We start from the raw sequence: 26,017 nt of genomic DNA, 5'->3' as shown, positions 1-26,017 counted from the left end.
AAGGACTGTTCAAGCGATATGCTTTGACAGTCCTTTTTTTGTCGCTTATATTTTAAATAGGTATAGAAAAAATGGGAGCTTATAGGTTGTATAAGGATTCGTTTAAATAACCGATGGGCGCAGCTGGAGGGATTTATTATGTCAATGATCGAATTTCATAATGTTGAAAAGTACTATGGGAAGTTCCACGCCCTGACAGATATCAACTTAACGATTGAAAAGGGTGAGACAGTAGTTTTGATTGGACCATCTGGTTCTGGTAAAAGTACTTTAATCCGAACTATTAACGGATTGGAAAGTATTAATAGCGGACAACTGGTAGTTAACGGGTTTGATTTGGCTAGCAAGAAGACCAATATGAATAAGATTCGTCGTGAAGTAGGCATGGTTTTCCAACATTTTAATTTATACAACAATAAAAGTGTGCTTGAAAATATCATGTTAGCTCCTCGTGTAGTTCTAGGACGGAAGGATGATGAAAATAAAAAAGTTGCCATGGAATTGTTAGACTTAGTTGGGCTAGCAGATAAGGCAGAAAGTATGCCATCGATGCTTTCTGGTGGTCAAAAGCAACGAATTGCAATAGCTCGGAGTTTGGCTATGCATCCAAAGTGTATTTTATTTGATGAACCAACATCAGCTTTGGATCCAGAAATGATTGACGATGTTTTAAATGTAATGAAAAAGATTGCTAAAGATTCTTCGATGACCATGGTTGTGGTAACCCATGAGATGGGCTTTGCCCGCGAAGTAGGGGACCGCGTTATTTTCATGGACGAAGGACAAATTCTAGAAGACGATCAAGCTAAGGAATTCTTTGATGGACAACCAAGTAATGAACGAGCACGCCAATTCTTAAGTAAAATTATTAAACATTAGGAGGGGAGAATATGCGAAAAATACTGAAAAGTGTCGCCCTCATTTTCACCCTCATGGCAAGTTTAGTGTTGTTAAGTAGTTGTGGTGCGAAGGGTGAAGTAAAAAATATAGATGCTTGGGATCAAGCCCAAAAGACGGATTCCATCACTTGGGGTGTTAAAGCCGATACTAAACTGTTTGGTTTGATGGATGTTAAAGATTCACAAATTAAGGGATTTGATATCGATATTGCCAAAGCGTTAACCAAGCAAATGCTCGGAAAAAAGGCCAAAGCCAACTTTATCCAAGTTACGAGTCAAACTCGGATACCTTTACTGAAAAACGGTAATTTAGATGCAATTATTGCTACGATGACAATCACGAAAGAACGTGAAAAAGTTGTCGATTTTTCAAATTCATACTTTGATGCTGGTCAATCGCTTTTAGTTAAAAAAGGTAGCTCCATTAAGAGCGTTAAAGATTTGAATAAGCCCGGAACTAAAGTAATCGGGGTGGTTGGATCTAATTCCGTCGAGAATATTAAAAAGTTTGCTCCTAAGGCGCAGGTAATTCAGCTTCAAGATTATGCTCAGGCTTTGACCGCTTTAAAATCTGGTCAAGGAGCAGCGTTAACGACTGATAATGGTATTTTATTTGGGATGGCGGTCGACAATCCTAATTATCAAGTTGTTGGAAAAGCCTTTACTAAAGAACCTTATGGGATTGCAATTAATAAAGGACAAGGTCAGTTGAAAAAGCATCTCAACCAAGCCTTGAAAGAATTGGAAGAAAGTGGCGAGTACAACAAACTAGTCGAAAAATGGTTTGGAAATATCGCTGGATTTGACTACAAGGAGGTTGAAAGATGATTAATATAATTGCTAGTCATGGCTCAGAACTTCTAAGTGGACTGGGACAAACCGTCCTTTGTAGTGTGATTGCACTATTCTTTAGTTTGATCATCGGATCAATGTTTGCGATTTTTGAAGTTTTACCAAGTAAAGTATTACACACCATCGGTAGAATCTATGTAGAAGTGGTAAGAAACATTCCGTTACTAGTAGTAACGATGTTTTTCTACATCGTAATTCCTCAATATGTCGCTTCGATTAATGGATTTGTTGCTGGAACGATTGGATTAACCATTTATACATCAGCCTTTATTGCTGAAACCGTCCGAGCGGGAATTCAATCAGTTAGTGGTGGGCAAATGGAAGCAGCTCGCTCAAACGGAATGACTTATTGGCAAGCAATGCGTTACATCGTGTTACCTCAAGCCTTTAAGATTGTGATTCCACCTCTAGGTAACCAATTTATTAATTTGGTTAAGAATTCATCAGTACTTGCTTTCGTAGCCGGCTTTGACTTGATGTATGTAGGAAATGATATTGCTTCTACTTCCTTTGATACGATTAATTCGTATTTAGTAGTGGGAGTTATGTACTTAATTATAACTATGCCACTCAGTTACTATATGCGTTATCTTGAAAAACGGACGAATCGAGGTGCTGCATGATGAAATCATTTATGGATGCTTACTCAGCAGTAAATTTAATGTTTTTATTAAAGGGGCTTTGGATAACCGTTGAAGTTTCGGTTATCTCAATTATCCTAAGTTATATTCTAGGTGGAATATTAGGATTTATTCGGTATATGAGAATAAAGTATTTTTCAGCGATTGTGGGTTTCATCATTGATTTGATCCGTAATTTACCGTTGATTTTAATTTTCTTCTTTGTTTATTTCGGTTTACCTAACTTAGGTTTGAGAATTGAAATTATTCCTTCATCTATCCTAGCTCTAACCGTTTTTGAATCGGCGATGCTAGCTGAAATTATTCGTGGAGGAATCGAGTCAATTTCTAAAGGGCAAATGGAAGGTGCTCGAGCTAACGGGTTAACGTACTGGCAAGCAATGCGTTACATTATTTTGCCGCAAGCTCAAGTACGAATGATTCCGGCATTAGTTAGTCAATTTATTTCTTTGATTAAGGATACTTCATTAGCAACGATTATTATGCTGCCAGAATTGATGTATCATGCGCAAATCATTTATGGACAAAATACTAATTACATCATCCCAATGTTCGTTGCATTGGCTGTAATGTACTTTATTGTTTGTTATGCGTTATCACTATTTTCGCGTTACTTGGAAAAAAGAATTGCATCATAAAATTATACAAATAGGACGAGTAACCTCATCTAAGGTTACTCGTCCTATTTTTTAACATTGTGTTTACTGATCATTTTGACGGAGCCACTCAGTTCGCTTAAGTTTTGTGAAGTGTTCTTTGCGGATGTCGTCTAAGATCGGGTTATACATTTCATCGATGGTTAGTTCAGGTTTGAAACCTAGTTTCATTTGAACTCGCTTAGATTGGTGATTGCCATCATAGTAACCACACCAAATGTTAGATAATCCTAACGTGGTGAAGCCATCCTTGATGACCGCTGCTGCAGCTTCTGGGATTAGCCCTTGACCCCAGAATGGCTCTCCAATCCAATAACCAATTTCGGCATCATTAGCTCCCATGAAAGATTTCCCACCACCTTTATTAACTATTTCTAGCCCGACGCTACCAATTGCCTCGTCGGGATTGTCCCTTAGAGTTACGGCATAAATAGTAGCTTGCATCAAATATTGTTCAATCAGTTGTCGGCTATTAGCGACGCTGGTATGGACGGGCCAGCCAGCAATGGGTCCAATTTTAGGATTTTTAGCATATTGATAGATGCTGGGAGCATCATCTGGTGTAAAAGGACGTAAATAAAGTCTTTTGGTTGAAATCGGCATTGTTTTTCTTTTCCTCCTATAATTTTTATGTCTTTTGGATGAGAAGATGAATTACTAGATTACTATTGGCTGTTAAAAATCCTCGGCGATCTTCTAAAGCAATAATTCTTTTTTGATTTTTTAAGTATGGTGCAACTTGCTGGTCAAATGATTCTGCACTGGAAGCTTTAATGGGAGTTAGTTGATACTCACCAGGTGCTATTTTTTGAGACGTAGGTTTAGTTGATACTATGCAAATATCGTAGTAGTCAGGAGTAATTACGTAATACAATTTGCGCAATATAAAGTCAGGATTCCAATTCCCATCCATAATTTCGGTTATTCCAAAATCATAATCGATGGGTAAGCGTTTGACCGATTGAAGATAAAATGGTGTTGCAACTTTTAGGGTAGGACTCGCTGAATTTTGATGGATATTTAACTGATCATCTAATATTTTCTCTAGCTGCTCCAACCGATGCCGTTCGGTCTGAATGGCTATTTTTTTAGCTAACAGTAAATCCGTTACGGATGGGTTGGTTTGCAAGATTTGCTTTATAGATGCCACTGAAAAATCCAATTGTCTTAAAAAAAGAATAAAGGATAGTTGGTATGCTTGTGACATACCGTATTTTCGATAGCCATTTGGTGCAATTTCAGCGGGCTTAAATAAGCCCTCATCTTCATAATAACGAATAGTATGATTTGTTGTTTTTAACAAACGTGCTAAGGTTGAGATAGTTACTAATTTTTCTGGCATGCCATCACCTCATTCATAGAGTATAAACCTTAGGGTAACCCGAAGGTCAAGAGGAGTAAAAAAACAGACGTCCATAATTGAGCGTCTGTTTTTACTTTAATTATTGGATTACATAACGAGCAAGGCGTTGATAATCTTTTTCTTTTAATTCTGCGGTAATTTCGGTTCCTTCTTCGGTATAATCGGTCTTTTTTACATCAGCGTTGCCGTTAAGAAAATCGACCACCTGTCCCTCGTTAAAAGGAATTAAGAACTTAGCTTCAACATAATTTTTGAAGACTTGTTTTTTAATTAAAGCGGTAACCATTTCTAGTGATTGAAGTTGTTTAGCTGAATAAGTTAATTCATTGCCATCTAGAGTGGGATAACTAACTCCAGCTAAATCGGCTTTATTAAAGGCGTAAATCATAGGAATATCGGTTACACCGATTTCGTTTAAGGTATCTTCTGTAGTTTGCATCATTTCACGATAGTGGGGGTCAGAAATATCAACAATTTGAACTAGTAAATCAGCTTTAGCAGCTTCCGCCAAAGTCGAACGGAAAGCTTTGACTAATTGATGAGGCAAATGGCTAACGAACCCGACGGTATCACTCAAAACTAATTCTTTTTGATCGGGGAACGTTAACTTACGCACGCTCGTATCCAAAGTAGCGAAGAGCATGTCTTTTTCAAAAACTTGTTTGTCTTCATTGCGACCATACATACGAACTAACCCGTTCATGGTAGTTGATTTACCAGTATTGGTGTAACCGACCAATGCAACACTTGGAATGTCTTTCTTATCGCGTTGCTTACGTTGAATGTCAGAAGAGGTTGTCATTTCCTTTAGTTCTTTATTAATATGATTAATTTTATTACGGATTGTCCGTCGGTTTAACTCCAGTTTAGTTTCACCGGAACCACGGTTGGTGAAGCCGCCTCCTGTATTACCAGCAGTTTGCTGATCCAAGCGTTGGGTGGAACTAGTACGTAATCGAGGTAGTTGGTATTGAAGTTTAGCTAATTCAACTTGAAGTTTAGCTTCACGAGAGTGAGCTCGATTAGCAAAGATTTCTAGAATTAATCCTGTACGGTCAATAAAATGTAGATTAGTTTCTTTTTCAAGATTAGTTAACTGGCTGGGAGAAAGTTCATCGTTTAAAACAATGGTATCCACCTCTAAGGCCGTTGCAATTTGAACCAGATCCTCAACTTTACCTTTACCAAAGTAAGTGGCGGCATTAGGACGCTCTAATTTTTGAGTCACTTGATCAACCACGTCCATATTGTTGGCCATGGCTAGCGACCTTAATTCATCCATGGCATAATCCAGGTTCATATTGGGGAGTTCGAGTCCCGCTATTAGTATTTTCTCATTCATAAAATAAATGGCCTCCAAAGTTTGAAAACGTTTAGATAATTATATCATGGAAGCTGATTAGTTACATGTAATTAACGTTTATGAGATAACATGGTGCTTTGGATTAGAGAATAGTTAAAATAATTAGAGTTTAATATTGATTTTAATATAATTTTAATATATACTCATTTTCATAGTAAAAGATAATTGGTTGAAAATATAGGGAGTGTGTGAGATGAAACTAAAAACAGTTGTAAAGCTCGGCTCAGTTGCATTAGCTTCAACGTTTGTTTTGGCAGCATGTGGTTCGAGCAATTCAAATAGTAAAAAAACAGCAAACATTCAAGAGTCTGCTGAATTAGCAACAATGGATCAATCTAAGGTTACAGATGTGGTTGGTTTTACCCAATTAGGTAGTACAGAAGAAGGACTATATCGAATTGGTAAGAACAATAAAGTTGAAAATGCGATTGCTACAAAAACTAAAGTTTCAGATGATCACAAAACTTACACATTTACTCTACGAAAAGGGGTTAAGTGGAGTAATGGCGATGAGGTAACTGCAAAAGACTTCGTATATGGTTGGCAAAGAACGGTAAATCCGAAAACAGCTTCCCAATACGCATATATCTTCTCGGGTGTTAAAAATGCCGATAAAATTGCTAGTGGTAAAGCGAACTATAAATCATTGGGAATTAAGGCTGATGGCAAGTATAAGTTGACGGTGACCCTTGATCGTCCGATTTCTTACTTTAAACTCCTGATGGGAATGCCAACCTTCTTCCCTCAAAATGAGAAGGCCGTTAAAAAGTACGGTGATAAGTATGGTACTTCGGCTAAAACAACAGTTTATAACGGTCCATATCGAATGGAAGGTTGGACAGGTTCTAACTTAAGCTGGAAGCTCGTTAAGAACAAGACTTATTGGGATAAGAAAAATGTCAAGATGGATACTTTGAACTGGAAAGTGGTTAAAGACACTGGAACGGCTCTGAACATGTATAATAGTAATAAGCTTGATCAAATGACCTTATCTAGTGAACAGGTTAAACAATACAAGAATAATAAAGACTACGTTAAGTACTTAAATGCTTCAACTTTCTACATTGAATATAACCAAAAGAAGGACAAGTACTTTAAGAATGCTAAAATCCGTAAGGCTCTTTCGTTAGCTATTAATCGTCAACAATTTGTTGATAAGATTAAAGGTGATGGATCAACGGTTGCAACGGGAGTAACGCCGGCTAAGTTGGCTAAGGATGAAAAGAATGGCAAGGACTTTGCTTCTGAAGTCGATGTTAAATCAGCTTCGGAATACAATTTGAAAGAAGCTAAAAAGTTGATGGCTGAAGGTCTTAAAGAAGAAGGTATGCGTTCATTGAACTTCCAACTTCTTAGTGATGATACTACCGCTGCTAAGCAGTCAACTGAATTCTTACAATCAGCATTTGAAAAGATACCTAATGTGAAAGTTTCGTTAAGTAACGTGCCATTTAAGAACCGTTTAGCAAACTCGGTCGATGGTAAATTCGATGCAGTTATTACAGCATGGAGCGCTGATTTCTCAGATCCAATCTCATTCCTTCAACTATTTACGTCTGATAACTCACAAAATAACGGTAAATGGGCTAATAAGGAATACGATAAGTTGATTGAGGCTGCGAATACTACTGACGCTGGTAATACTGAAAAACGTTGGGATGATATGTTGAAGGCGGAACAAATCCTATTGAAGGATCAAGCAGTTGCTCCACTTTATCAACAAGGACAATCAATGTTGCGTAAAACCAACCTTAAGGGTATTGTGTATAACTCGGCTGGATTGAACTTTGATTACAAGCAGGCATATATCAAATAATTAAAAATGGGAACAAATTACATTGGGTGAGAGTGATACATTGCTCTTACCCTTTGTGCATATTGGACCAGAGATTGTGAGGGAGATTTATGGCAAGATATCTTGCAAGACGTGTTTTTTACTTGCTACTGACCCTGTTCTTGATTGCCAGCATTACGTTCTTTTTAATGAAGTTAATGCCTGGTACACCATTGAATAATCAAGCAAAGTTAACAAAAGCGCAAATTCAGATTATTTATGAACAATATGGGCTTAATAAGCCGGTGTGGCAACAATACTTGAGCTACATGATTAACGCAGTGCATGGAGATTTCGGAACTTCATTCCAGTTTAGTAATCAAGAGGTTTCTTACTTAATTGGTAGTCGAATTGGACCTTCTGCAACCATCGGGATTCAGGGAATGATTCTAGGTGTGGTTTTTGGAACCATTACTGGATCAATTAGTGCCATTCGCAAAAATACTTGGGTTGATGGAACTGCTAATATTATTTCGATTTTAGGACTTTCTGTACCAAGTTTTGTTTTGGCGATTGTGCTCCAATACTACATCGGACTTAAATTACAATGGCTTCCAGTAGCCGGATGGGGTGGGTTTGCCAGTACAGTCCTTCCATCAATTGCTTTGGCAGCTAATCCCTTTGCAACCACTTCTCGTTTTGTGAGAACCGAAATGGTAGATGTCTTAGGAAGTGACTATATTGAACTTGCTAGAGCGAAAGGGATGAGCAAAATGGGAATAGTTTTCCATCATGCTTTGCGTAATAGTTTGATTCCATTAGTTACCGTAGTGGGTCCATTAGCCGTCGCTATTATGACTGGTTCAATGGTTGTGGAAAATATTTTCTCAATTCCAGGAATTGGGGAACAATTCGTTAAGTCAATCTTAACTAACGACTATCCAACTATTATGGGTGTAACCATGTTGTACTCTGGTCTATTATGTTTAGTTCTATTATTAACAGATATCATCTATGGATTGATTGATCCACGAATTAGAATTACTGGAAAGGGGGAGTAATGTAATGGAAGAAAAAGTGAACTTACCTAAAGATGCCTTTCAACCTGTTAGTAAGGGTGAACGTTTAGATGATGAAAAAATTACTGCCCCGTCGAGAACGTTTTTGCAAGACGCTTGGCGGCGTTTAAAGGAAAATAAAGCAGCCTTTATCAGTATGTGGATTTTAATTATCGTTGCGATTTTTGCATTCACATCACCCATCACTGCTCCACATCCCAATAATTCTAATCCCGATTATGCTAACTTACCGGCTAAGGTTCCAGGAGTTAACATTAACGGCTTTAATGGAACAATTGTGCAAGGTGGGGAACGAATTGATGCTTATAAAGCTAATAAAGTTCCTTCAGATAAGTATTTCTACCTTGGAACAGATTATTTAGGACGTAGCTTAGCACAGCGAATCTTACATGGGACGATGATTTCTCTATTGATTGGGGTTTTCGCAACCATCATTGATTTACTAATTGGGGTAGGGTACGGGATCTTCTCGGCCTGGAAAGGTGGAAAAATCGATATTTTCATGCAGCGAATTATCGAAATTATGTCTTCCGTTCCTAATATTGTAATTATGGTTCTGTTACTATTGGTTTTCAAAAATGGTGGGATTTTACCGATTGTATTAGCGATTGCGATTAACGAATGGACTACAATGGCACGACTAACTCGAGCCCAGACTCTAAGTTTGAAAAATCAAGAGTACATTCTAGCTGCCCAGTCGCTAGGTGAATCGCCATGGAAAATCTCGGTTAAGCATTTGTTGCCTAACCTATCCAGTGTCATCATTATTCAAACTATGTTTACCATTCCAACGGCAATTTTCTTCGAAGCCTTCTTGAGTTATATCGGAATTGGTATTCAAGCTCCTACTGCATCACTAGGAACGTTGATTAATGATGGGCAACGTAATTTCCAGTTCTTACCATTCCAAATGTGGTATCCGGCAATTGTTTTGGCCATTATCATGATTGCATTTAATATTTTAGCTGATGGACTCCGTGACGCTTTTGATCCACGGACAGCCCGTAGATAGGAGGAAATTGATTAATGAGTTCAAATAAAAAAGTACTTGAAGTAAAAAATTTAGCGATTGATTTCCATACCTATGCTGGAACGGTTAAAGCAATCCGAGACGTTAGTTTTGATTTACATCAGGGAGAAACCTTGGCCATCGTGGGAGAATCCGGTTCTGGAAAAACGGTAACTACTAAAACGATTATGGGATTGTTAGCTAATAATGCGGAAGTTATTGGGGGAACCGTTGAGCTACACGGCAAAAATATTTTAAAGATGAATGATCGAGAATTGCAAGACGTTCGTGGTAAAAATATTGCTGAAATCTTCCAAGATCCAATGACGTCATTAGATCCAACGATGAAGATTGGACGACAAGTTGCCGAGCCATTAATGATTCACCAGAAGATTAGTAAAGAAAAGGCGCAAAAAAGAGCACTTGAAATGCTCAAGTTAGTGGGCATTAAAGACGCAGAAAAACGAATTAATGATTACCCGCATCAATTCTCAGGGGGGATGCGCCAACGAATCGTAATTGCGATTGCATTAATTTGTAATCCAGAAATTTTGATTGCTGACGAACCAACTACGGCTTTGGATGTGACTATTCAAGCTCAGATCTTAGATTTAATGAAAGAATTGCAAGCCAAGATTTCGACTTCAATTATTTTTATTACCCATGATCTAGGCGTCGTAGCCAGCATGGCTGATCGAGTAGCAGTAATGTATGCCGGAAAGATTGTGGAATATGGATCAGTGGATGAAATCTTTTATAACCCACAGCATCCATATACTTGGGGACTCTTGAACTCCATGCCTACTTTGGATACAGCTAAGGGAGAATTAGAACCTATTCCTGGTACTCCGCCAGATTTATTGGATCCACCAGTTGGGGATGCTTTTGCTGCCCGTAATCCTTATGCGATGAAGATTGACGAGGAACTTGAACCACCATTCTTTAAGGTTAGCCCATCGCATTATGCAGCAACTTGGTTATTACATCCAGATGCACCCGCAGTGGAACCACCAGCAGAAATTCAACGGCGTTGGAAGATTTATCAAGATACGTTTCAAATCGATTCAGCCGACCTTCGCGTTGGGGAATAGGAGGAAACCATAGTGGACACAACAAAAAAGATTTTAGAAGTAAAACATTTAAAACAGTATTTTAATGTCGGTAAAAAAGACGAAGTCCATGCCGTTGATGACGTTTCCTTTGATATCTACGAAGGTGAAACTTTTGGGTTAGTGGGCGAGTCTGGTTCAGGAAAAACGACTACCGGACGAGCTATTATTCGACTTCAAGATCCAACTTCTGGTAACGTGAATTTTGAAGGAAGAGATATTGCTTCAATTAAGAAGCGGTCAGACATTATGGAATTTCGACGCGAAATGCAGATGATCTTCCAAGATCCGTACGCTTCTTTGAATCCACGAATGAAGATCAAAGATATTATTGCTGAAGGGATTGATATCCATCATTTGGCTAAAAATAAACAGGATCGTTCTGAACAAGTGGAAGAATTGTTGGAAACGGTGGGGCTAAATAAAGACCATTCCAGCCGTTATCCAAATGAATTTTCTGGTGGGCAACGTCAGCGGATTGGGATTGCCCGTGCGTTAGCGGTGCAACCTAAATTCATCATTGCGGATGAGCCGATTTCTGCTTTGGATGTTTCCATCCAAGCTCAAGTAGTTAATCTAATGAAAAAGTTGCAAGAAGAAAAGGGACTGACTTACCTATTTATTGCCCATGATTTATCCATGGTAAAGTATATCAGTGATCGAATTGGAGTTATGCATTATGGTAAGATGCTAGAAATTGGTCCAGCAGAGGAAGTTTATAATCATCCTTTGCATGCCTACACAGCTAGTTTAGTTTCAGCTGTTCCAGAACCTGATCCAGAGTTTGAACGCAACCGGCGTCAGGTTCCATATGATGCAGCCCGCGAATTTGATGATAAAGAACGACGCATGGTTGAAATTACACCTAATCATTTTGTTAAAGCAGCCGATGATGAGATTGAAGAATATCGCCAACGAGCAGAAGCTTACAAAATAAAGTGAGTATAAAAAGAAGCTTGACGTTTTTACGTCAAGCCTCTTTTTTATATTTTAGTAGTTTTACCAAAGTATTTAATTTGTCCACTATTTTCAGTTAACTGAAGTTCCGTAACACTTCCGTTACGAGGACTGTGAGAAACATCGATTTGATCGTTAAACATGGATGTTAAAATGCGAATCAAGGTTCCATGGGAGACCACCAGCAGATGATCGCCATCTTGAGCTTTTTTAAAGGTATAATCCAATCCTTGCTTTAGCCGAGTGACAATTTCATCATAGCTTTCAGCATCATGAAAAGGATCAACGTCCTTCCAGATATCAATAGCGACCTTGATACCATGCATAGCCGTCATAGCATTTAAGGTTGGTTCAACCGTGGAGTGTTGTTGATACAATTTAAACTCTGTTTCGACTGAGTTAGCTCCTTCGAAGTAACCAAAAAATTGTTCGCGAAAAGCTGAAATCATCTCAATTTCTTTTTCATTTTTAGGATGTTGGTTTTGGGCATTGATGTAACGAGCAGTCTTAATCGCTCGGGTAGTATCTGAGCAATAGATATTTGCAAAGTTAACATCAGTAAGCAAATCACCAGCATGCTTAGCATCTGCAACGCCTTTTTCAGTTAGTGGTGAGTCTGACCAACCTTGAAGATGACGATAACGATTAAATAAAGTTTGTCCATGGCGGACGAAATAATAATTGACGGTTTTCATGTAACTCCTATGCTTTCTTAAATGCTTTTTTAAAGATATTAAAGAACAGTGCATAAACAGCAATTGTAATAACGACTACGATTCCCCAAGCAAAGACGCCTGACCAAATTTGGGCATTGTACCCACCTTTAATGGTGAAGTAAGCACCGATGGCAAAGGTGACAATCGCAAATGGGTAAGAAGAACGAGAAACTTTCTTTAATTCATTCCGTTCTACCCAAGCCATAAATGGTAGTAGCGCTGAGAGTGCAATAAAAATAATTGGAATAATAATATTAAGTGCAAGTTCTTTATCGTATAAGTTAGTACCAGGAGTTGCGTCAGTAGGACGAATTCCTAAGAACGAGAAGACGATGGTAATAACGAAACACCAAGCTCCAACTAACCAAGCTACAATATCATTTTTGATGAAAACATATTGTGATGGAAAATCCTTACTATTTTGCCGAATTCGCATAAAGGCAAAGAAAACAAAACTAGTAACGAATGGGGAAACAATCCCATTAATATTAAGTAACCAGTTAAACATATCATTAATACTTGGGAGCCAGTTACTAAGGAAAAGCACTAGTGAAACAATTCCAGTAGTTAACCAGTAACCATTAATTGGTAATCCATCACTGTTTAACTTACCTAGTGATTTAGGAAGATACTTCATAGCTACATCTGAAAGGAAGATTCGGGTACTTGCATCTAAAATTACGGCCAATTGAGCAAACATATAAACTGCTTGACTGACAGCGAAGATGTACATGAATGTATTTCCAATTCCGAATTCATCACCCAGTGCTTGGAAAGCATAGTAAGAGCCATTCATCTTCAAATCATATGGTAAATGATGGGCATTGAAGAACACTGCTAATGAGAATGATCCAAAGACGGTTAAGAAGACGGTCATCAAGAGGAGCATCATCATAGCTTTAGGAAAATCGCGTTTTCCATCTTTCATTTCTTTAACGTATGGTGCGGCTAGTTCAGCGCCGTTGATAGCAAAGATTAACAAACCAAATGTTGATAAGAAATGACCATCAATCTTAGGAATAAATGCTTTTAAATTAAATGGTTGAGTCGCAATATGACGACCGTGCATTAAAGCCACTACGGTCATAATTACAAATAGGATGGTCATCACGAACATCGCACCGCCACCAATGGTACTTAGAATTTCAAGTGAACGGTTTTTGAAGAAGTGTTGGAACCAAATAAATACTAAGAAGACGACGGCAGTAAAAATAGCAAACATGATGGTTGGCATGTATTTTTGTAAATCACCATTGCCTTTGACTAACCAACTAATTGATACAACTACCGAATTAGCAACATCGACTACGTATGGTAAACCAGCAATCCAGTAGAAGAAAGCCACGATGTATCCGGCTAAATCTCCATTGGTAGAACGAATCCAGGATGCTAAACCACCCCCATCTTCGTTGAAAGTTCCACCTAATTGTCCAACCATCATTTCATAGGGCCAAACAAAAAGTAAAATCATTAAAATCCAAGTTGAAACAATTGCTAAACCTTGATTGTGAAAATTATAAATTAAATCGTCGAACCCAATAACCGTTACAAAGTCCATTAAGGCTACTACAGGCCAACTAATATACCTTTTTTTTGAATCTAAAGGTGAATTATCCATTCTTTTATCTCTCCTAAAATTTGTTTACAAAAGCTCTTCGTCTCCATGATTGTTGTATTCATCGAGATGAAGGCCATCTTCGTCTAAAGTAAAACGATTAATACTACCATTTTGAGGACCCCAAGTAATATCTAGTGTTGGATCAGCTTTTCCTGCCATTGAACGAATTGTAGTTCCATGACTGACCACTAAAATGGTGTCTCCATCGTTATGGGTTTCCATCAATTGGGCAAAGCCACGATTGAGACGATCCCAGAATTCTGCATCATTTTCCGCATCATGGAAAGGGTCGGCTGCTTTCATCGCATCTTTTGAAGCAGCAATCGGGTTTTCTTCCAAAAATTCATGGAAAGTTCGTTTACCTGAAACTGGCATTAAAGCTTCGAACCAAGCTTGGGCAGAATCACTACCTTCGTAATAGCCGTAGAATTCTTCGCGGAATTCTGGCATAGTTTCGATTGGTAATTGTTCATGCGCATTTTCAGCCATAATGGCGTTGGCGGTATTCATTGCGCGGGTAGTATCGGAGGCATAAGCCGCATCAAACGCAATGTTTTTCAAACGAGCTCCGGCCCGATGTGCATCAGCATAGCCCTTTTCGGTTAACGGGGAGTCTGACCAACCTTGCATTCGGTTATATTTGTTGAAAATAGTTTGTCCGTGACGAACAAAATATAGTTTTAATTTTTTCATAAAAATCCTTTCCTCACTTATTTTTTGTAAAACCTAAATCATTCTATCATATATCCCGTGTACCAAATTAGCTAAATCTTTGTGAAAACGCATAAAAAGGAGTAAAATTTATGTCTAACAAAACTGAGAGGTGATTCACATTGGCAGAGGGAATTTTTGAATACGAAAATAGACATTTAGATGAAGTTTTAGATAAGGTGGATACTGCAATTGCCAAAGCAGAAAACGACGCCGATAATGCCGAAAAAGATCGTAGTGCGATTGATAAGAATTTTTACAACGATGTTCGAATTAACACTTCCAGTTATTCTGGTATGATGGATACTGCAATTTCAATCCGTCAACAACAGCAATTATTATCTGAACGCGAAAATAGTTGGCAACACGCTAATAAACGTTTAACCACGTTTAAAGAAATGAAAAAGCGGCCCTATTTTGCACGAATTGATTTTCACGAAAAAGGTGAAAAGAAGGATGAAACCATCTATATTGGTTTAGCTTCATTTTCGGACACGGCCGATCATTTTTTGATTTATGATTGGCGGGCTCCCATTTCCAGTGTTTACTATGACGGAAAAATGGGCGATGTGGAATATGCAACGCCAGATGGCACGCAAACGGTAGACTTGAAGTTAAAACGGCAATTTACTATTGAAGATGGTAAATTGATTTCAGTTTATGATACGGACGAAACTATCGGAGATCAAATGCTACTAAACGCGTTGGGTTCTCAATCCGATGTTAAGATGAAAAGTATTGTTTCAACCATCCAAAGAGAACAGAATAAAATTATTCGAAATACCGCAGCCGATTTACTATTCGTTCAAGGTGCAGCTGGATCGGGAAAGACCGCTGCGATTTTACAGCGGGTCGCTTTCTTGCTTTACCGTTACCGCGGTAATTTAAATGCTGGACAAGTCATCATGTTTTCACCTAATCAATTGTTTAATGATTATGTTGATCAAGTTTTACCCGAACTGGGCGAACAAAACATGATTCAGATGACCTATTATCAATTTACTAGACGACGGATTCCAAACATCGACGTTGAAAACTTGCAACAACGTTTTGATAAGAAGCTCACGGATGCGGAACGTAAAATCGAACAATTCAAAGGAAGCTTGCAATTTTTCAAAGCTACTACTAAATATGCGAAATATCTTGGGACGGCAGGTATGCGATTCCGCAATATCATGTTCCAAGGTCAACCGTTTGCTACTAAGGAAAAAATTAAAGACATCTACTATTCATTTAATACTACCTATAATTTGGGTAACCGAATTGAAGGAACTCGGGAAGCCTTGATCCGCCAATTGAACCAAAAAGTAGGTAGTGAATTGAGAACTAAGTGGGTGGAAGAAGCGGTCCAAAACCTTAGCCAAGAAGAATTACACAACCTATTTAAAAACGAGCCCCGTGAATTTAAGGATAATGATGAAGAATTTAAATTCCTTGCTCGTCAAATCGTAATGAAAGAACTTAAACCGGTTCGAAATGCGATTATGCGTAATCGCTTCTTAAGTATTAATGCCCAATATGTCCAAATGCTACGTTCGTTCCCCAAATGGTACGATTTAAAGAAAGTTGGGGTAACAGAAGCAGAATGGGATAACCATGTGGATAAAGTGGTGAACGGGCTTAAGGAGCATCAATTAACCATGGTAGATACAACCGCTTATTTATACTTGTATGATTTAATTACGGGTAAAAAAGGTGATCGTTCCATGCGTTATGCATTTATTGATGAAATCCAAGATTATAATGCTTTCCAACTAGCTTATATTCGGTTCAATTTTCCTCGAGCAAAATTCACACTTTTAGGAGATTTAAATCAATCAATTTACGCCAATGAAACTAGTGATACTTTATTAGCAGAGTTATCAACAATGTTTGATCCAGAAAAGACGGAAGTAGTTCAACTATCTAAGTCATATCGTTCAACACAACAAATTACAGACTTTACTAAGGAAATCTTGGTTAAAGGTGAAGCAATTGAATCCTTTAATCGTGCGGGTGAATTACCAACGGTTTCAATTAATAGTAGTCATCAAGGAATGGTTGAGGCGGTGATCGAACAGCTTCATCGCGATCGCCAAGATCATGAGACTAGCGCCATTATTGGGCGGAGCTATGCTGAATGTGAACAAATCGCGGATGAATTAAAAGCAGCTGGCGAGCAAGTAACGCTAATCCGAACTGAAAATCAGCGTTTGGTGGAAGGTACCATCGTTGTTCCATCTTTCTTAGCCAAGGGATTGGAATTTGATTCAGTAATCGTGTGGAATACCTCAGCGAAGATTTATCAAACTAATCGGGATGAACAGTTATTATATACAATTTGTTCACGGGCAATGCATCGACTCTTAATCGTTGCTGAGAATGATCTTAGTCCGTTAATTACTAAGATTCCTGAAAATTTATATATTAAAAAAGCTTAATAACTTAAAATACAACACAAAGAGCTTAAAATAAGATACTTTTTTATTAAGCTCTTTTTATTATATTTTGATATAGTTAACTATGTAATCACTTTCAAAAACCAAAGGAGAAAAAATAATGATTCAAAGTAGTTATACCGGGTCAGATTCAATTCTCGATAGTTTAATCAACCATGATGTACCATATATTTTTGGTATTCCTGGAGCCAAAATTGATTTGTTATTTGAACAACTGGAACATTCTAACCGAGCAAAAAAACCTAAATTAATTATTACAAGACATGAACAAAATGCGGCATTTATGGCGGCTGGTGTTGGAAGAATTACCGGTAAACCGGGAGTAGTGCTCACTACTTCAGGACCTGGCGTGGGAAACCTTGCAACGGGATTACTAACGGCTACGGCTGAAGGTGATCCAGTATTAGCCATTGGGGGCCAAGTACCACGGAATGACTTATTGCGTTTAACTCATCAAAGTATGCGGAACGCTGCTTTATTTGAACCCATCACTAAGTTTAGTGTGGAAGTTCAAGAACCAGAAAACATTTCCGAAGTTTTAGCAAATGCTTACCGGGCGGCTGAATCATCTAAGCAGGGAGCTAGTTTTGTCAGTTTTCCACAAGATGTGGTTAATGCACCGGTTAGTTCGCGTCCAATCAAACCTTTAAGAAAACCGATTCTCGGACCGGCGAGCCCGATTGAAATTGAAGAGCTAGCTAAAGCCATTCGAAACGCTCAACTTCCCGTATTGCTACTCGGGATGCGGGCCTCGTCTCCCGAGGTGACAAAAGCCGTCCGCGAATTAGTACGGATTGCTAACTTACCTGTTGTGGAAACCTTCCAAGGTGCTGGTATTATTTCTCATGACTTAGAAGATCATTTTTACGGTCGAGTGGGGTTATTCCGCAATCAACCTGGGGATAAGTTATTGAAGCATAGTGATTTAGTAATCACAGTGGGTTACGATGCCATCGAATATGAACCTCGTAACTGGAACGCAGAAGGGGATGGCAAGATTATTGTCATTGATGATTCGCCGTCTGAAATTGATCATAACTTTGAACCTGAAAAGGAATTAGTTGGGGACATCGCGCAAACGATTGATTTGCTAACTCCGCATCTTAAAGATTACCAAGTTGGTGTGGATGGTGAACAATACTTGGAAACACTCCGTGAGTTGCAAAACAAGCAAGACTTGCCACCAGTACCGAAGCAAGATTCCAAACGTATTCATCCATTGTCTATTATTTCTGCACTTCAATATCGGGTTGATGATGAAATGACTGTCTCCGTTGATGTGGGAAGTTTCTACATTTGGATGGCTCGTCACTTCAGAAGTTACCAGCCTCGTCATTTGCTATTTAGTAATGGGATGCAAACCTTAGGAGTAGCATTGCCATGGGCCATTTCGGCCGCTTTGTTACGCCCTAATAGTAAGTCAGTTTCAGTTTCAGGAGATGGTGGATTCCTTTTCTCTGCGCAAGAATTAGAAACGGCTGTCCGTGAAAAGTTAGATATTGTTCATATTATTTGGAACGATGGATACTACGATATGGTTAAGTTTCAAGAAGAAATTAAGTATGGACATTCTGCAGGCGTTGACTTTGGCCCCGTAGATTTTGTTAAATTGGCTGAGGGATATGGCGCTAAAGGATTGCGTGTGGAAAAACCAGAGGACTTGGGTAAAATTCTTGACGAAGCATTTCAAACAGAAGGACCAGTAGTGGTGGATATCCCAGTTGATTATTCTGATAACGTTAAGCTAGGGCAATCACTTCTTCCTGACCAATTATAGGAGGGATTTAAATGGCAAAATTATTTCAACATGGGACGCTCGCAATGCTAGTAGATGGACTTTTTGGTGGGACGCTTGCGGTTTCCGATTTACTGAAGCACGGTGACTTTGGAATCGGAACTGCTGAAGGCCTTAATGGCGAATTAATTATTTTAGATGGAGTCCCTTACCAAGCGCTAGCAGATGGTACAATTAGGGTTATTGGTGATGATGAACTATTACCGTTTGCTAACGTTAATTCAGCGGATTTTGAAGGACGAGCAGTGTTATCTGACATTGAGATGAAAGATGTGGATGCGACACTTGCTAAAGAATTGTCATATCAAAATACATTTGTTGCTATTAAAATTAGTGGAACTTTCCGTACAGTTCAAACTCGGGTGGTAAAGAAACAAGAACGTCCTTATCCAACCCTTAGTGAAACAGCATCTAAACAACAAGTTTTTAATGCTGAAGATGTTAGAGGAACAGTAGTTGGCTACTACACCCCAGATCTTTTCCATGGTGCGGGAGTAGCGGGGATGCATCTTCATTTTATTGACGATCAACACGAATTCGGAGGTCATTTACTAGACTTTAAGGCGGATCAAGTTAAACTTTCTTGGCAACTATTAGACGGTTTAGACCTCAATTTACCAATTCAAGACGCAGAATTTATGGCACATGAGGCTAGTGACGCGGAAAAAATTCAACAATCAATTTCTGAGTCTGAATAAACGAATTATCTATGCTAGAATAGACGTAATTTTTTGAAGATGAGGAATTGGAAATGGAAGCACAAGGTTATTTTGAGTTTAAGCGGGAAGATTGGCAAAATTTAGCCAAACGAGCCGAATTACCACTGACGACGCAACAATTAACAGATATCAAAGCTTTAAATGATCAAATTTCACTCGAAGATGTGCAAGATGTTTACGTGCCGTTAGTACGATTGCTCCAAAAAAAGTATGCGGATTTTGAAAAATGGAATCGCGATAAATTAGACTTTTTACAATTGCCAGTTAAAAAAACGCCTTTTATTATCGGTATTTCAGGGAGTGTGGCGGTTGGTAAAAGTACAACAGCACGTTTACTACAAGAACTCTTGAGTAGCTGGTTTACGAGCTTAAAAACCCAGTTAATAACTACCGATGGATTTTTATACCCTACCGCGGAACTTAAGCGACGGAATATTTTAAATCGCAAAGGATTTCCCGAAAGCTATGATATGAAATCCTTAATTAAGTTTTTAAGCGACGTTAAGAGTGGCAAAAAAGAAATTAAAGTACCGAAGTATTCTCATCAAGTTTACGATATTGTGGAAAATGAGTTTGATACGATTGATCAACCAGATATTCTGATTGTTGAGGGGATCAACGTGCTACAGTTACCGGCTAATGAAACCATTTATGTGAGTGATTTTTTTGATTGGTCCATTTATGTGGATGCGGATGCAAATTTAATTGAGCAATGGTTTTTAGAACGCTTCGGGGTATTGCTTGATACAGCGTTCCATGATCCAACTAATTATTATTACAAATACGCTAAATTACCGCGTTCGGAAGCTTTCGAAATGGCACATAAAATTTGGCGAGACATTAATTTAAAAAACCTAGAAGAATTTATCTTACCGACGCGGTTTAGAGCGGATATTATTCTGCATAAGACTACGGGACATGTAATGGATAACATTTTAGTACGAGTTTAAAAAGATTGCCTAGTGAGCTATTCCTCACTAGGCAATCTTTTTTATTATAGGTTATTTAGTTACTGGTAGCTAAAAGTAAATTATCCACATCATTAAGCTTGATTTGGTGGCGTTCTAGTTTAGTAATTAAATGCTGCTCGTGCCATTGCTTGAAGTAACGACTAATGGTTTCAGGTGTAGTGCCGAGGAGGGTCGCTAAGTCTTTGTTTTTAAGGGGTAAACGAACCGGATTTTGATTTAAAGCAGATGCGGTCTCGACTAAGTAGTCGGCCAGACGACTTGCTACGGATTCCGTATTAGATTTAGTTGTTTGACGCTCTAATTCTAAAAGTCGGCTACCTAATGTGTTCATAACGTTCATTCCAACCTGGGGATAACGCGTAAGTAAATTTTGAAAATCAGCGCGATTAATAGTACAAACCGTTGTGGGAGTGAGCGTAATAGCCGTCGAGTTATGTTCGGTTTGATTAAAGAGCGCGGCTTCACCGTTGATATCACCAGCTTGGAGGAGATATAAGAGTTGTTCTTTACCATTTTCGGCAGTACGAAAGACCTTAATTTGGCCGTTGGCAATGATTGAGAGTGCGTCAATTCGATTTCCTTCTTGATATAAGACCGAATTGGCAGGAAGTTGCTGATGATGCACGATGGATTCCACTACAGCAGTTTGTTCGATATTTAAGTTTTTAAAAATCGGGACTAGTGGAACACAGTGATGCTGATGAAGTTGTTTAGTCAAAATATGACCTCCCTAGATTAGGTTACTTTTATAATAGCTAAAAATAAATTTAAAAAAATTGATCTACGTCAATTTCAACTAGTTTGAAACCTTATATGCTTAATATAACAAATCAAGGAGGTTAGTTGAAATGACAAAAATTATTATGAAATTGGACACGTTAACTTGTCCTAGTTGTATGACCAAAATTGAAGGGGCCTTGAATAAGATGGACGGTGTTAAAGGGGTAAAAGTCCTTTTCAATGCTAGTAAAATCAAGGCCGAAGTCGAACCTGAAATAAAAGGTGAAGCCTTGAAACAAACGGTCGAAAATTTAGGATATACCGTTAAAGACTTAAAAACAAAGGTGAGTGAAAGCTAATGCGTGAAGAAATTGAAGAGCTATATCAAGCTGAACAAAAACAAAATGAAATTGACCATCATCTCCCCACAGCTGGGGCAATGACTAATCACATCTTGGCGAATCTACGGGTGATGTCGACCAAATTAAACCAATTAGAATGGTATATAAAAGGAAACAATTATTTTGCGGATCAACAATTTTTAAGCTCGATGCGCCAAACTGTGGATAACTACTTTAACCAATTAGGACATCAGTTAGTAAATGCAGGAGAAAAGCCTTCATCAATTACTGAAGAATTTTCAGAATATAAAATGTTGACGGAAAATGCGCGCAATAAATATTTAACGGATCAAGAAATGTTAGCAATGTTAGTCGATGATATCCAAACCAGCAAGATGTTTATTAGTCGAGCCATTATTTTAGCCCAAAATGAAAGTAAATTTCCATTACAAAACTTTTTGATTGAGTTAGATGGTAGTTTCAATCAATTTTCAGCAGCAATTCAAGCGCGGTTAGGTAAAGAACCCTTGGAAGGCCTGGAAGAAGATGACGACGAAGAGGATGATGATTAATTTTGGCTAAAATACAGCGATGGTTTACACAACATGGCAATCCCATGCTGGTAGTAGCTGGAACGCTAACCGTGATTGGTTGGTTAATGCAACACTTAGCTGACCAGGGGTTGATTGCCAATGGGGCTTACGGAATAGCAACTTTGGTAGCCGGACTACCTATCATATTCAAAGCCATTTCTGCTTTGCGAGCACGAGTGATGAGCATTGAATTATTAGTTAGTATTGCCGTAGTTGGGGCAGTAGCTATCTTAGAATTTGAAGAAGCAGCAATGGTAACATTTTTGTTTGCCTTTGGAAATTTTTTGGAACAGCGAACGCTACAAAAAACACACCAAGCGATTCAAAATTTAACGGAAATGCAGCCAACAACGGCCACCATGGTGGTTGATGGTCAGTATCAAGAAGTTGAAATTGATGAGGTTGATGAAGGGGCAGTTCTGGTTGTGCGAGTTGGCGACCAGGTCCCAGTAGATGGTGGAATTATTAACGGTAGTGCTGAAGTTGATGAAGCGTTAATTACCGGTGAATCTAAATTAGTGGATAAAACCACTGGAGACCAAGCTTATATGGGTTCGATTGTGGAAAACGGTCAGATTTTAGTGCAAGCTCAAAAAGTTGGCGAAGATACAACTTTCGGAAAAATTATCGAATTAGTGGAAGAAGCCCAGGATAATCAAGCACCGATGAGTAAGTTTATTGATCGTTTTGCCAAGTATTACACACCTTTCGTTTTGGTAGTGGCAATATTAATTTTACTTTTCACTAAAAATTTACGGTTAGCCATCACGATTTTGGTTCTAGCTTGTCCAGGGGCACTAGTAATTGGAGCGCCAGTTTCCAATGTAGCTGGAATCGGGCGTGGAGCTAAGGCTGGAATCTTGATTAAGGGTGGAGACGTAATCGATCAACTAGCCCAAGTGGATACGATTTTGTTTGATAAGACGGGTACAGTTACCGAAGGACGGCCCACCGTTAAAAGCATTAAAGAATATCAAGAAGATCACTGGCTAGCATTAGCAGCCGATTTGGAAAAACAAACGAATCATCCCTTAGCTCGTTCGATTGTGGAATACTACGAAAAGCGTGGGCAAAAAACTACAGCCGATTTTAATTTGCCTATAACAACGATTAAAGGAATTGGAATTAAAAGTGAATATCAAGGGCAAACGATTTGGATTGGTAGTCGTCGTGTTTTAACAGAAAATCAGATTGAGCTAACGGCTCAACAATCCCGCGATTTACAGGCCATTGAAAATGATGGACAATCCGTAGTTTTGATGACCGTTGATCAAAAGCTGGTGTTGATGGTGGGATTAGTCGATCAGGTTCGTAAAGGTGTAAAAGAGACGTTTGAAAAATTAAAACAGAGTGGAATCGACAAGCAGTGGATGCTAACGGGTGATAATTCAGTTATTGCGGAAAAGATTGCTAAGACTATTGGGATTAATCAGGTTAAAGCACAAATGCTACCAGAAGAAAAAGCACTGTTTTTGGAACAGTTACAAAATGATGGTAGGCACGTCCTATTTGTCGGCGATGGCATCAATGATAGTCCTTCAATTGCCAAGGCAAATGTCGGGATTGCGATGGGAAATGGAACTGACGTAGCAATTGAAACTTCCGACGTGGTGTTGATTGATTCTGATTTTAGTAATATCAAAAATGCCCGTCGGGTGGCAAAGGCTACTATGCGAAACACGATGCAAAACGTAGGAATTGCCATTGGAACCGTGGCGTTGTTATTAATCGGTGTGGCTTATGGTTGGGTAAATATGGCCAGTGGGATGCTTTTTCACGAAATAAGTATCTTAGTAGTTATTTTTAATGCAATGCGGTTGTTAAGAATGAAATTTTGAAAACGTTAGGTAGTAAGATAATGACGCGATTGATAGCCTTTTCATCGATTGTGAGGCAAGCTTAGGGGCTATGGTTTTTCCCGTTTTTACTGTATGATAGATGAGTAAGAATAAAAGAATGAGGTGAAGGACTTGGCGAACGCAGATTTATCAAATTTTGATAAAATCATTGTTTTGGATTTCGGTAGTCAATACAACCAATTGATTACACGTAGAATCCGTGAATTCGGTATTTACTCTGAGCTTCTTTCTCATAAGATTACTGCTGAAGAAATCAAAAAGATTAATCCTAAAGGAATTATCTTCTCTGGTGGACCTAACAGTGTTTATGATAAAGATGCCTTTCGAATTGACCCAGAAATTTATAAGTTAGGTATTCCAATTTTAGGTATTTGCTACGGAATGCAATTAATGACTTATAACCTAGGCGGACGAGTTGAACCAGCTGATAACCGTGAATACGGTCATGCTGATATTGATGTGACTGATGATCAAGCGGTTATGTTTAAAGAGCTTCCTGCTAAACAAACAGTTTGGATGAGCCATGGTGATTTGGTTCGTGAAGTCCCTGAAGGATTTAAGACCGTTGCAACTAGCGCAAACTGTCCGATTGCCTCAATGGCTGATGATGCTCGTAAGTTCTACGGGGTTCAATTCCATGCTGAAGTACGTAATACTCAATATGGTAACGAAATTCTCCGGCACTTTGCATTTGACGTTTGTGAAGCTAAAGCTAACTGGTCCATGAACGACTTTATCGATATGCAAGTACAACAAATCCGTGAAACTGTGGGAGACCGTAAAGTATTGCTTGGTCTTTCTGGTGGGGTGGATTCTAGCGTAGTTGGGGTATTGCTCAATAAAGCAATTGGTGACCAATTAGTATGTATCTTCGTAGACCACGGTTTACTCCGTAAGGGCGAAGCAAAGCAAGTTATGGATAGTCTAGAAGGTAAGTTTGGTTTGAACATTATCAAAGTGGACGCTCAAGATCGCTTCTTGAGTAAGCTTGCTGGTGTTTCAGAACCTGAACAAAAACGTAAGATTATTGGTAACGAGTTTATTCAAGTATTTAATGATGAAGCACAAAAACTTAAAGGAATTGACTTCCTAGCTCAAGGTACGCTTTACACTGATGTAATCGAAAGTGGAACAGATACTGCTCAAACGATTAAGTCACATCATAATGTGGGTGGACTTCCAGAAGACATGCACTTTGAATTGATTGAACCACTTCGTACTTTATTTAAAGATGAAGCTCGTGATCTTGGTGAAAAATTGGGAATGCCAGAAGATCTCGTTTGGCGTCAACCATTCCCAGGTCCTGGTTTGGGAATTCGTGTAATCGGTGAAATCACCGAAGACAAACTTCAAATCGTGCGTGACAGTGACTTGATTCTTCGCGAAGAAATCAAGAAGGCCGGTCTCGACCGTGATATCTGGCAATACTTTACTGTTTTACCTGGTATCCGTAGTGTTGGTGTTATGGGTGATGGCCGTACTTACGATTACACAGTAGGTATCCGTGCCGTTAACTCAATTGATGGTATGACTGCTGACTTTGCTCGTATCCCATGGGATGTCTTGCAAAAGATTTCGGTACGTATCGTAAATGAAGTGGACCATGTTAACCGCATCGTCTATGACATTACTTCTAAGCCACCGGCAACTGTGGAATGGGAATAAAAGTAATATAAAATTTAAAATAAGAAACGCATAACTACGGGCTTTTAAGAGTGTTTAATGGGACGGAAAACAATAAAAATTGATATGGTTCCCTACAATTTTCCTACAATTTTTATTGGTGCCAATACAAAAAGTTTTTACGTAGATTTAATCTCTAAATTGGATTTTT

24 protein-coding genes are annotated in these 26,017 nt (G+C 38.6%); 17 read left to right on the top strand and 7 right to left on the bottom strand.

All coding sequences use genetic code 11. The annotated features are described in order from the left end of the window. The first annotated feature begins 138 nt into the window (after nt 1-138). The 4 genes from IV86_RS05595 to IV86_RS05580 are packed head-to-tail and all read left to right on the top strand — an operon-like array spanning nt 139 to nt 3,030. Nucleotides 139-879, top strand: a complete 741-nt coding sequence (locus tag IV86_RS05595) for an amino acid ABC transporter ATP-binding protein (RefSeq protein WP_011673049.1) — start codon at nt 139-141, stop codon at nt 877-879. 11 nt (nt 880-890) lie between these two features. Continuing rightward, complete coding sequence (locus tag IV86_RS05590; protein WP_011673050.1) at nt 891-1,727, top strand: transporter substrate-binding domain-containing protein; 837 nt, start codon at nt 891-893, stop codon at nt 1,725-1,727. Then, nucleotides 1,724-2,374 (top strand): amino acid ABC transporter permease, encoded by a 651-nt coding sequence (locus tag IV86_RS05585; protein WP_002832833.1) that lies wholly within the window; start codon nt 1,724-1,726, stop codon nt 2,372-2,374. The genes IV86_RS05590 and IV86_RS05585 overlap by 4 nt, the downstream gene beginning before the upstream one ends. Continuing rightward, nucleotides 2,374-3,030, top strand: coding sequence for an amino acid ABC transporter permease (locus IV86_RS05580; RefSeq protein WP_002832834.1), 657 nt, complete (start codon nt 2,374-2,376; stop codon nt 3,028-3,030). Before IV86_RS05585 ends, IV86_RS05580 begins: the two co-directional genes overlap by 1 nt. A 63-nt stretch (nt 3,031-3,093) precedes the next feature. Here IV86_RS05580 and IV86_RS05575 read toward each other — a convergent pair whose 3' ends face one another. The 3 genes from IV86_RS05575 to hflX form a co-directional block, all read right to left on the bottom strand. Next, nucleotides 3,094-3,651 carry a GNAT family N-acetyltransferase gene (locus IV86_RS05575; protein WP_056979424.1) on the bottom strand — a complete coding sequence of 186 codons (558 nt, stop codon included), beginning with the start codon at nt 3,649-3,651 and terminating at the stop codon, nt 3,094-3,096. A gap of 25 nt (nt 3,652-3,676) precedes the next feature. Then, the gene (locus IV86_RS05570; RefSeq protein WP_011673052.1) at nt 3,677-4,390 is read right to left on the bottom strand and encodes a MerR family transcriptional regulator; all 714 of its coding nucleotides are present in this window, start codon (nt 4,388-4,390) and stop codon (nt 3,677-3,679) included. Between the two features lie 100 nt (nt 4,391-4,490). Further along, nucleotides 4,491-5,753 (bottom strand): GTPase HflX, encoded by a 1,263-nt coding sequence (hflX, locus tag IV86_RS05565; RefSeq protein WP_011673053.1) that lies wholly within the window; start codon nt 5,751-5,753, stop codon nt 4,491-4,493. Between the two features lie 214 nt (nt 5,754-5,967). Here hflX and IV86_RS05560 point away from each other — a divergent pair, with 214 nt between their 5' ends. From IV86_RS05560 to IV86_RS05540, 5 genes are all read left to right on the top strand, one after another. Further along, nucleotides 5,968-7,590, top strand: coding sequence for a peptide ABC transporter substrate-binding protein (locus tag IV86_RS05560; protein ID WP_002832838.1), 1,623 nt, complete (start codon nt 5,968-5,970; stop codon nt 7,588-7,590). An 89-nt stretch (nt 7,591-7,679) separates the two neighbouring features. Further along, entirely contained in the window at nt 7,680-8,609 is a 930-nt protein-coding gene (opp3b, locus tag IV86_RS05555; RefSeq protein ID WP_011673054.1) for an oligopeptide ABC transporter permease, read from the top strand. Nucleotides 8,610-8,613: 4 nt separating this feature from the next. Further along, the gene (locus IV86_RS05550; RefSeq protein WP_002832840.1) at nt 8,614-9,639 is read left to right on the top strand and encodes an ABC transporter permease; all 1,026 of its coding nucleotides are present in this window, start codon (nt 8,614-8,616) and stop codon (nt 9,637-9,639) included. Between the two features lie 14 nt (nt 9,640-9,653). Beyond that, nucleotides 9,654-10,727, top strand: a complete 1,074-nt coding sequence (locus IV86_RS05545; protein WP_002832841.1) for an ABC transporter ATP-binding protein — start codon at nt 9,654-9,656, stop codon at nt 10,725-10,727. Between the two features lie 9 nt (nt 10,728-10,736). Continuing rightward, the gene (locus IV86_RS05540; RefSeq protein ID WP_029257747.1) at nt 10,737-11,687 is read left to right on the top strand and encodes an ABC transporter ATP-binding protein; all 951 of its coding nucleotides are present in this window, start codon (nt 10,737-10,739) and stop codon (nt 11,685-11,687) included. 41 nt (nt 11,688-11,728) lie between these two features. On the opposite strand, the gene IV86_RS05535 is transcribed toward IV86_RS05540, so the two are convergent. Genes IV86_RS05535 through IV86_RS05525 form a run of 3 tightly spaced genes read right to left on the bottom strand, consistent with a single transcriptional unit; the run spans nt 11,729 to nt 14,729 of the window. Further along, nucleotides 11,729-12,397 (bottom strand): histidine phosphatase family protein, encoded by a 669-nt coding sequence (locus IV86_RS05535; protein ID WP_002832843.1) that lies wholly within the window; start codon nt 12,395-12,397, stop codon nt 11,729-11,731. Nucleotides 12,398-12,404: 7 nt separating this feature from the next. Beyond that, nucleotides 12,405-14,036, bottom strand: coding sequence for an APC family permease (locus IV86_RS05530; protein ID WP_002832844.1), 1,632 nt, complete (start codon nt 14,034-14,036; stop codon nt 12,405-12,407). 24 nt (nt 14,037-14,060) lie between these two features. After that, a complete protein-coding gene (locus tag IV86_RS05525) occupies nt 14,061-14,729 on the bottom strand; it encodes a histidine phosphatase family protein (RefSeq protein WP_023440024.1) in 669 nt (222 codons plus the stop codon). A gap of 140 nt (nt 14,730-14,869) precedes the next feature. Between IV86_RS05525 and helD the strand changes: the two genes are divergently transcribed. The 4 genes from helD to coaA all read left to right on the top strand — a co-directional run bounded on the left by helD (nt 14,870) and on the right by coaA (nt 20,649). Continuing rightward, entirely contained in the window at nt 14,870-17,167 is a 2,298-nt protein-coding gene (gene helD / locus IV86_RS05520; RefSeq protein ID WP_011673057.1) for an RNA polymerase recycling motor HelD, read from the top strand. Between the two features lie 118 nt (nt 17,168-17,285). Further along, nucleotides 17,286-18,962, top strand: coding sequence for an acetolactate synthase AlsS (alsS, locus tag IV86_RS05515; RefSeq protein WP_002832848.1), 1,677 nt, complete (start codon nt 17,286-17,288; stop codon nt 18,960-18,962). 11 nt (nt 18,963-18,973) lie between these two features. Next, nucleotides 18,974-19,678 (top strand): acetolactate decarboxylase, encoded by a 705-nt coding sequence (gene budA / locus IV86_RS05510; protein ID WP_002832849.1) that lies wholly within the window; start codon nt 18,974-18,976, stop codon nt 19,676-19,678. A gap of 53 nt (nt 19,679-19,731) precedes the next feature. Then, complete coding sequence (gene coaA / locus IV86_RS05505; protein WP_002832851.1) at nt 19,732-20,649, top strand: type I pantothenate kinase; 918 nt, start codon at nt 19,732-19,734, stop codon at nt 20,647-20,649. Nucleotides 20,650-20,704: 55 nt separating this feature from the next. On the opposite strand, the gene IV86_RS05500 is transcribed toward coaA, so the two are convergent. Next, on the bottom strand, nt 20,705-21,388 hold the full coding sequence (locus tag IV86_RS05500) for a Crp/Fnr family transcriptional regulator (protein WP_002832853.1): 684 nt from the start codon (nt 21,386-21,388) through the stop codon (nt 20,705-20,707). A 130-nt stretch (nt 21,389-21,518) separates the two neighbouring features. Between IV86_RS05500 and IV86_RS05495 the strand changes: the two genes are divergently transcribed. From IV86_RS05495 to guaA, 4 genes are all read left to right on the top strand, one after another. Beyond that, nucleotides 21,519-21,749, top strand: a complete 231-nt coding sequence (locus tag IV86_RS05495) for a heavy-metal-associated domain-containing protein (RefSeq protein WP_036672855.1) — start codon at nt 21,519-21,521, stop codon at nt 21,747-21,749. Beyond that, the gene (locus IV86_RS05490) at nt 21,749-22,303 is read left to right on the top strand and encodes a Dps family protein (RefSeq protein ID WP_002832856.1); all 555 of its coding nucleotides are present in this window, start codon (nt 21,749-21,751) and stop codon (nt 22,301-22,303) included. Before IV86_RS05495 ends, IV86_RS05490 begins: the two co-directional genes overlap by 1 nt. Nucleotides 22,304-22,347: 44 nt before the next feature. Then, complete coding sequence (locus IV86_RS05485; RefSeq protein ID WP_002832857.1) at nt 22,348-24,162, top strand: heavy metal translocating P-type ATPase; 1,815 nt, start codon at nt 22,348-22,350, stop codon at nt 24,160-24,162. 132 nt (nt 24,163-24,294) lie between these two features. After that, a complete protein-coding gene (gene guaA / locus IV86_RS05480; protein WP_002832859.1) occupies nt 24,295-25,848 on the top strand; it encodes a glutamine-hydrolyzing GMP synthase in 1,554 nt (517 codons plus the stop codon). The last annotated feature ends 169 nt before the right edge of the window (nt 25,849-26,017 follow it).

Source organism: Pediococcus pentosaceus (assembly GCF_001437285.1).
Lineage (GTDB): Bacteria > Bacillota > Bacilli > Lactobacillales > Lactobacillaceae > Pediococcus > Pediococcus pentosaceus.
The sequence above is the reverse complement of the archived record's forward strand: the minus strand, read 5'-3'. Positions and strand labels throughout refer to the sequence as shown.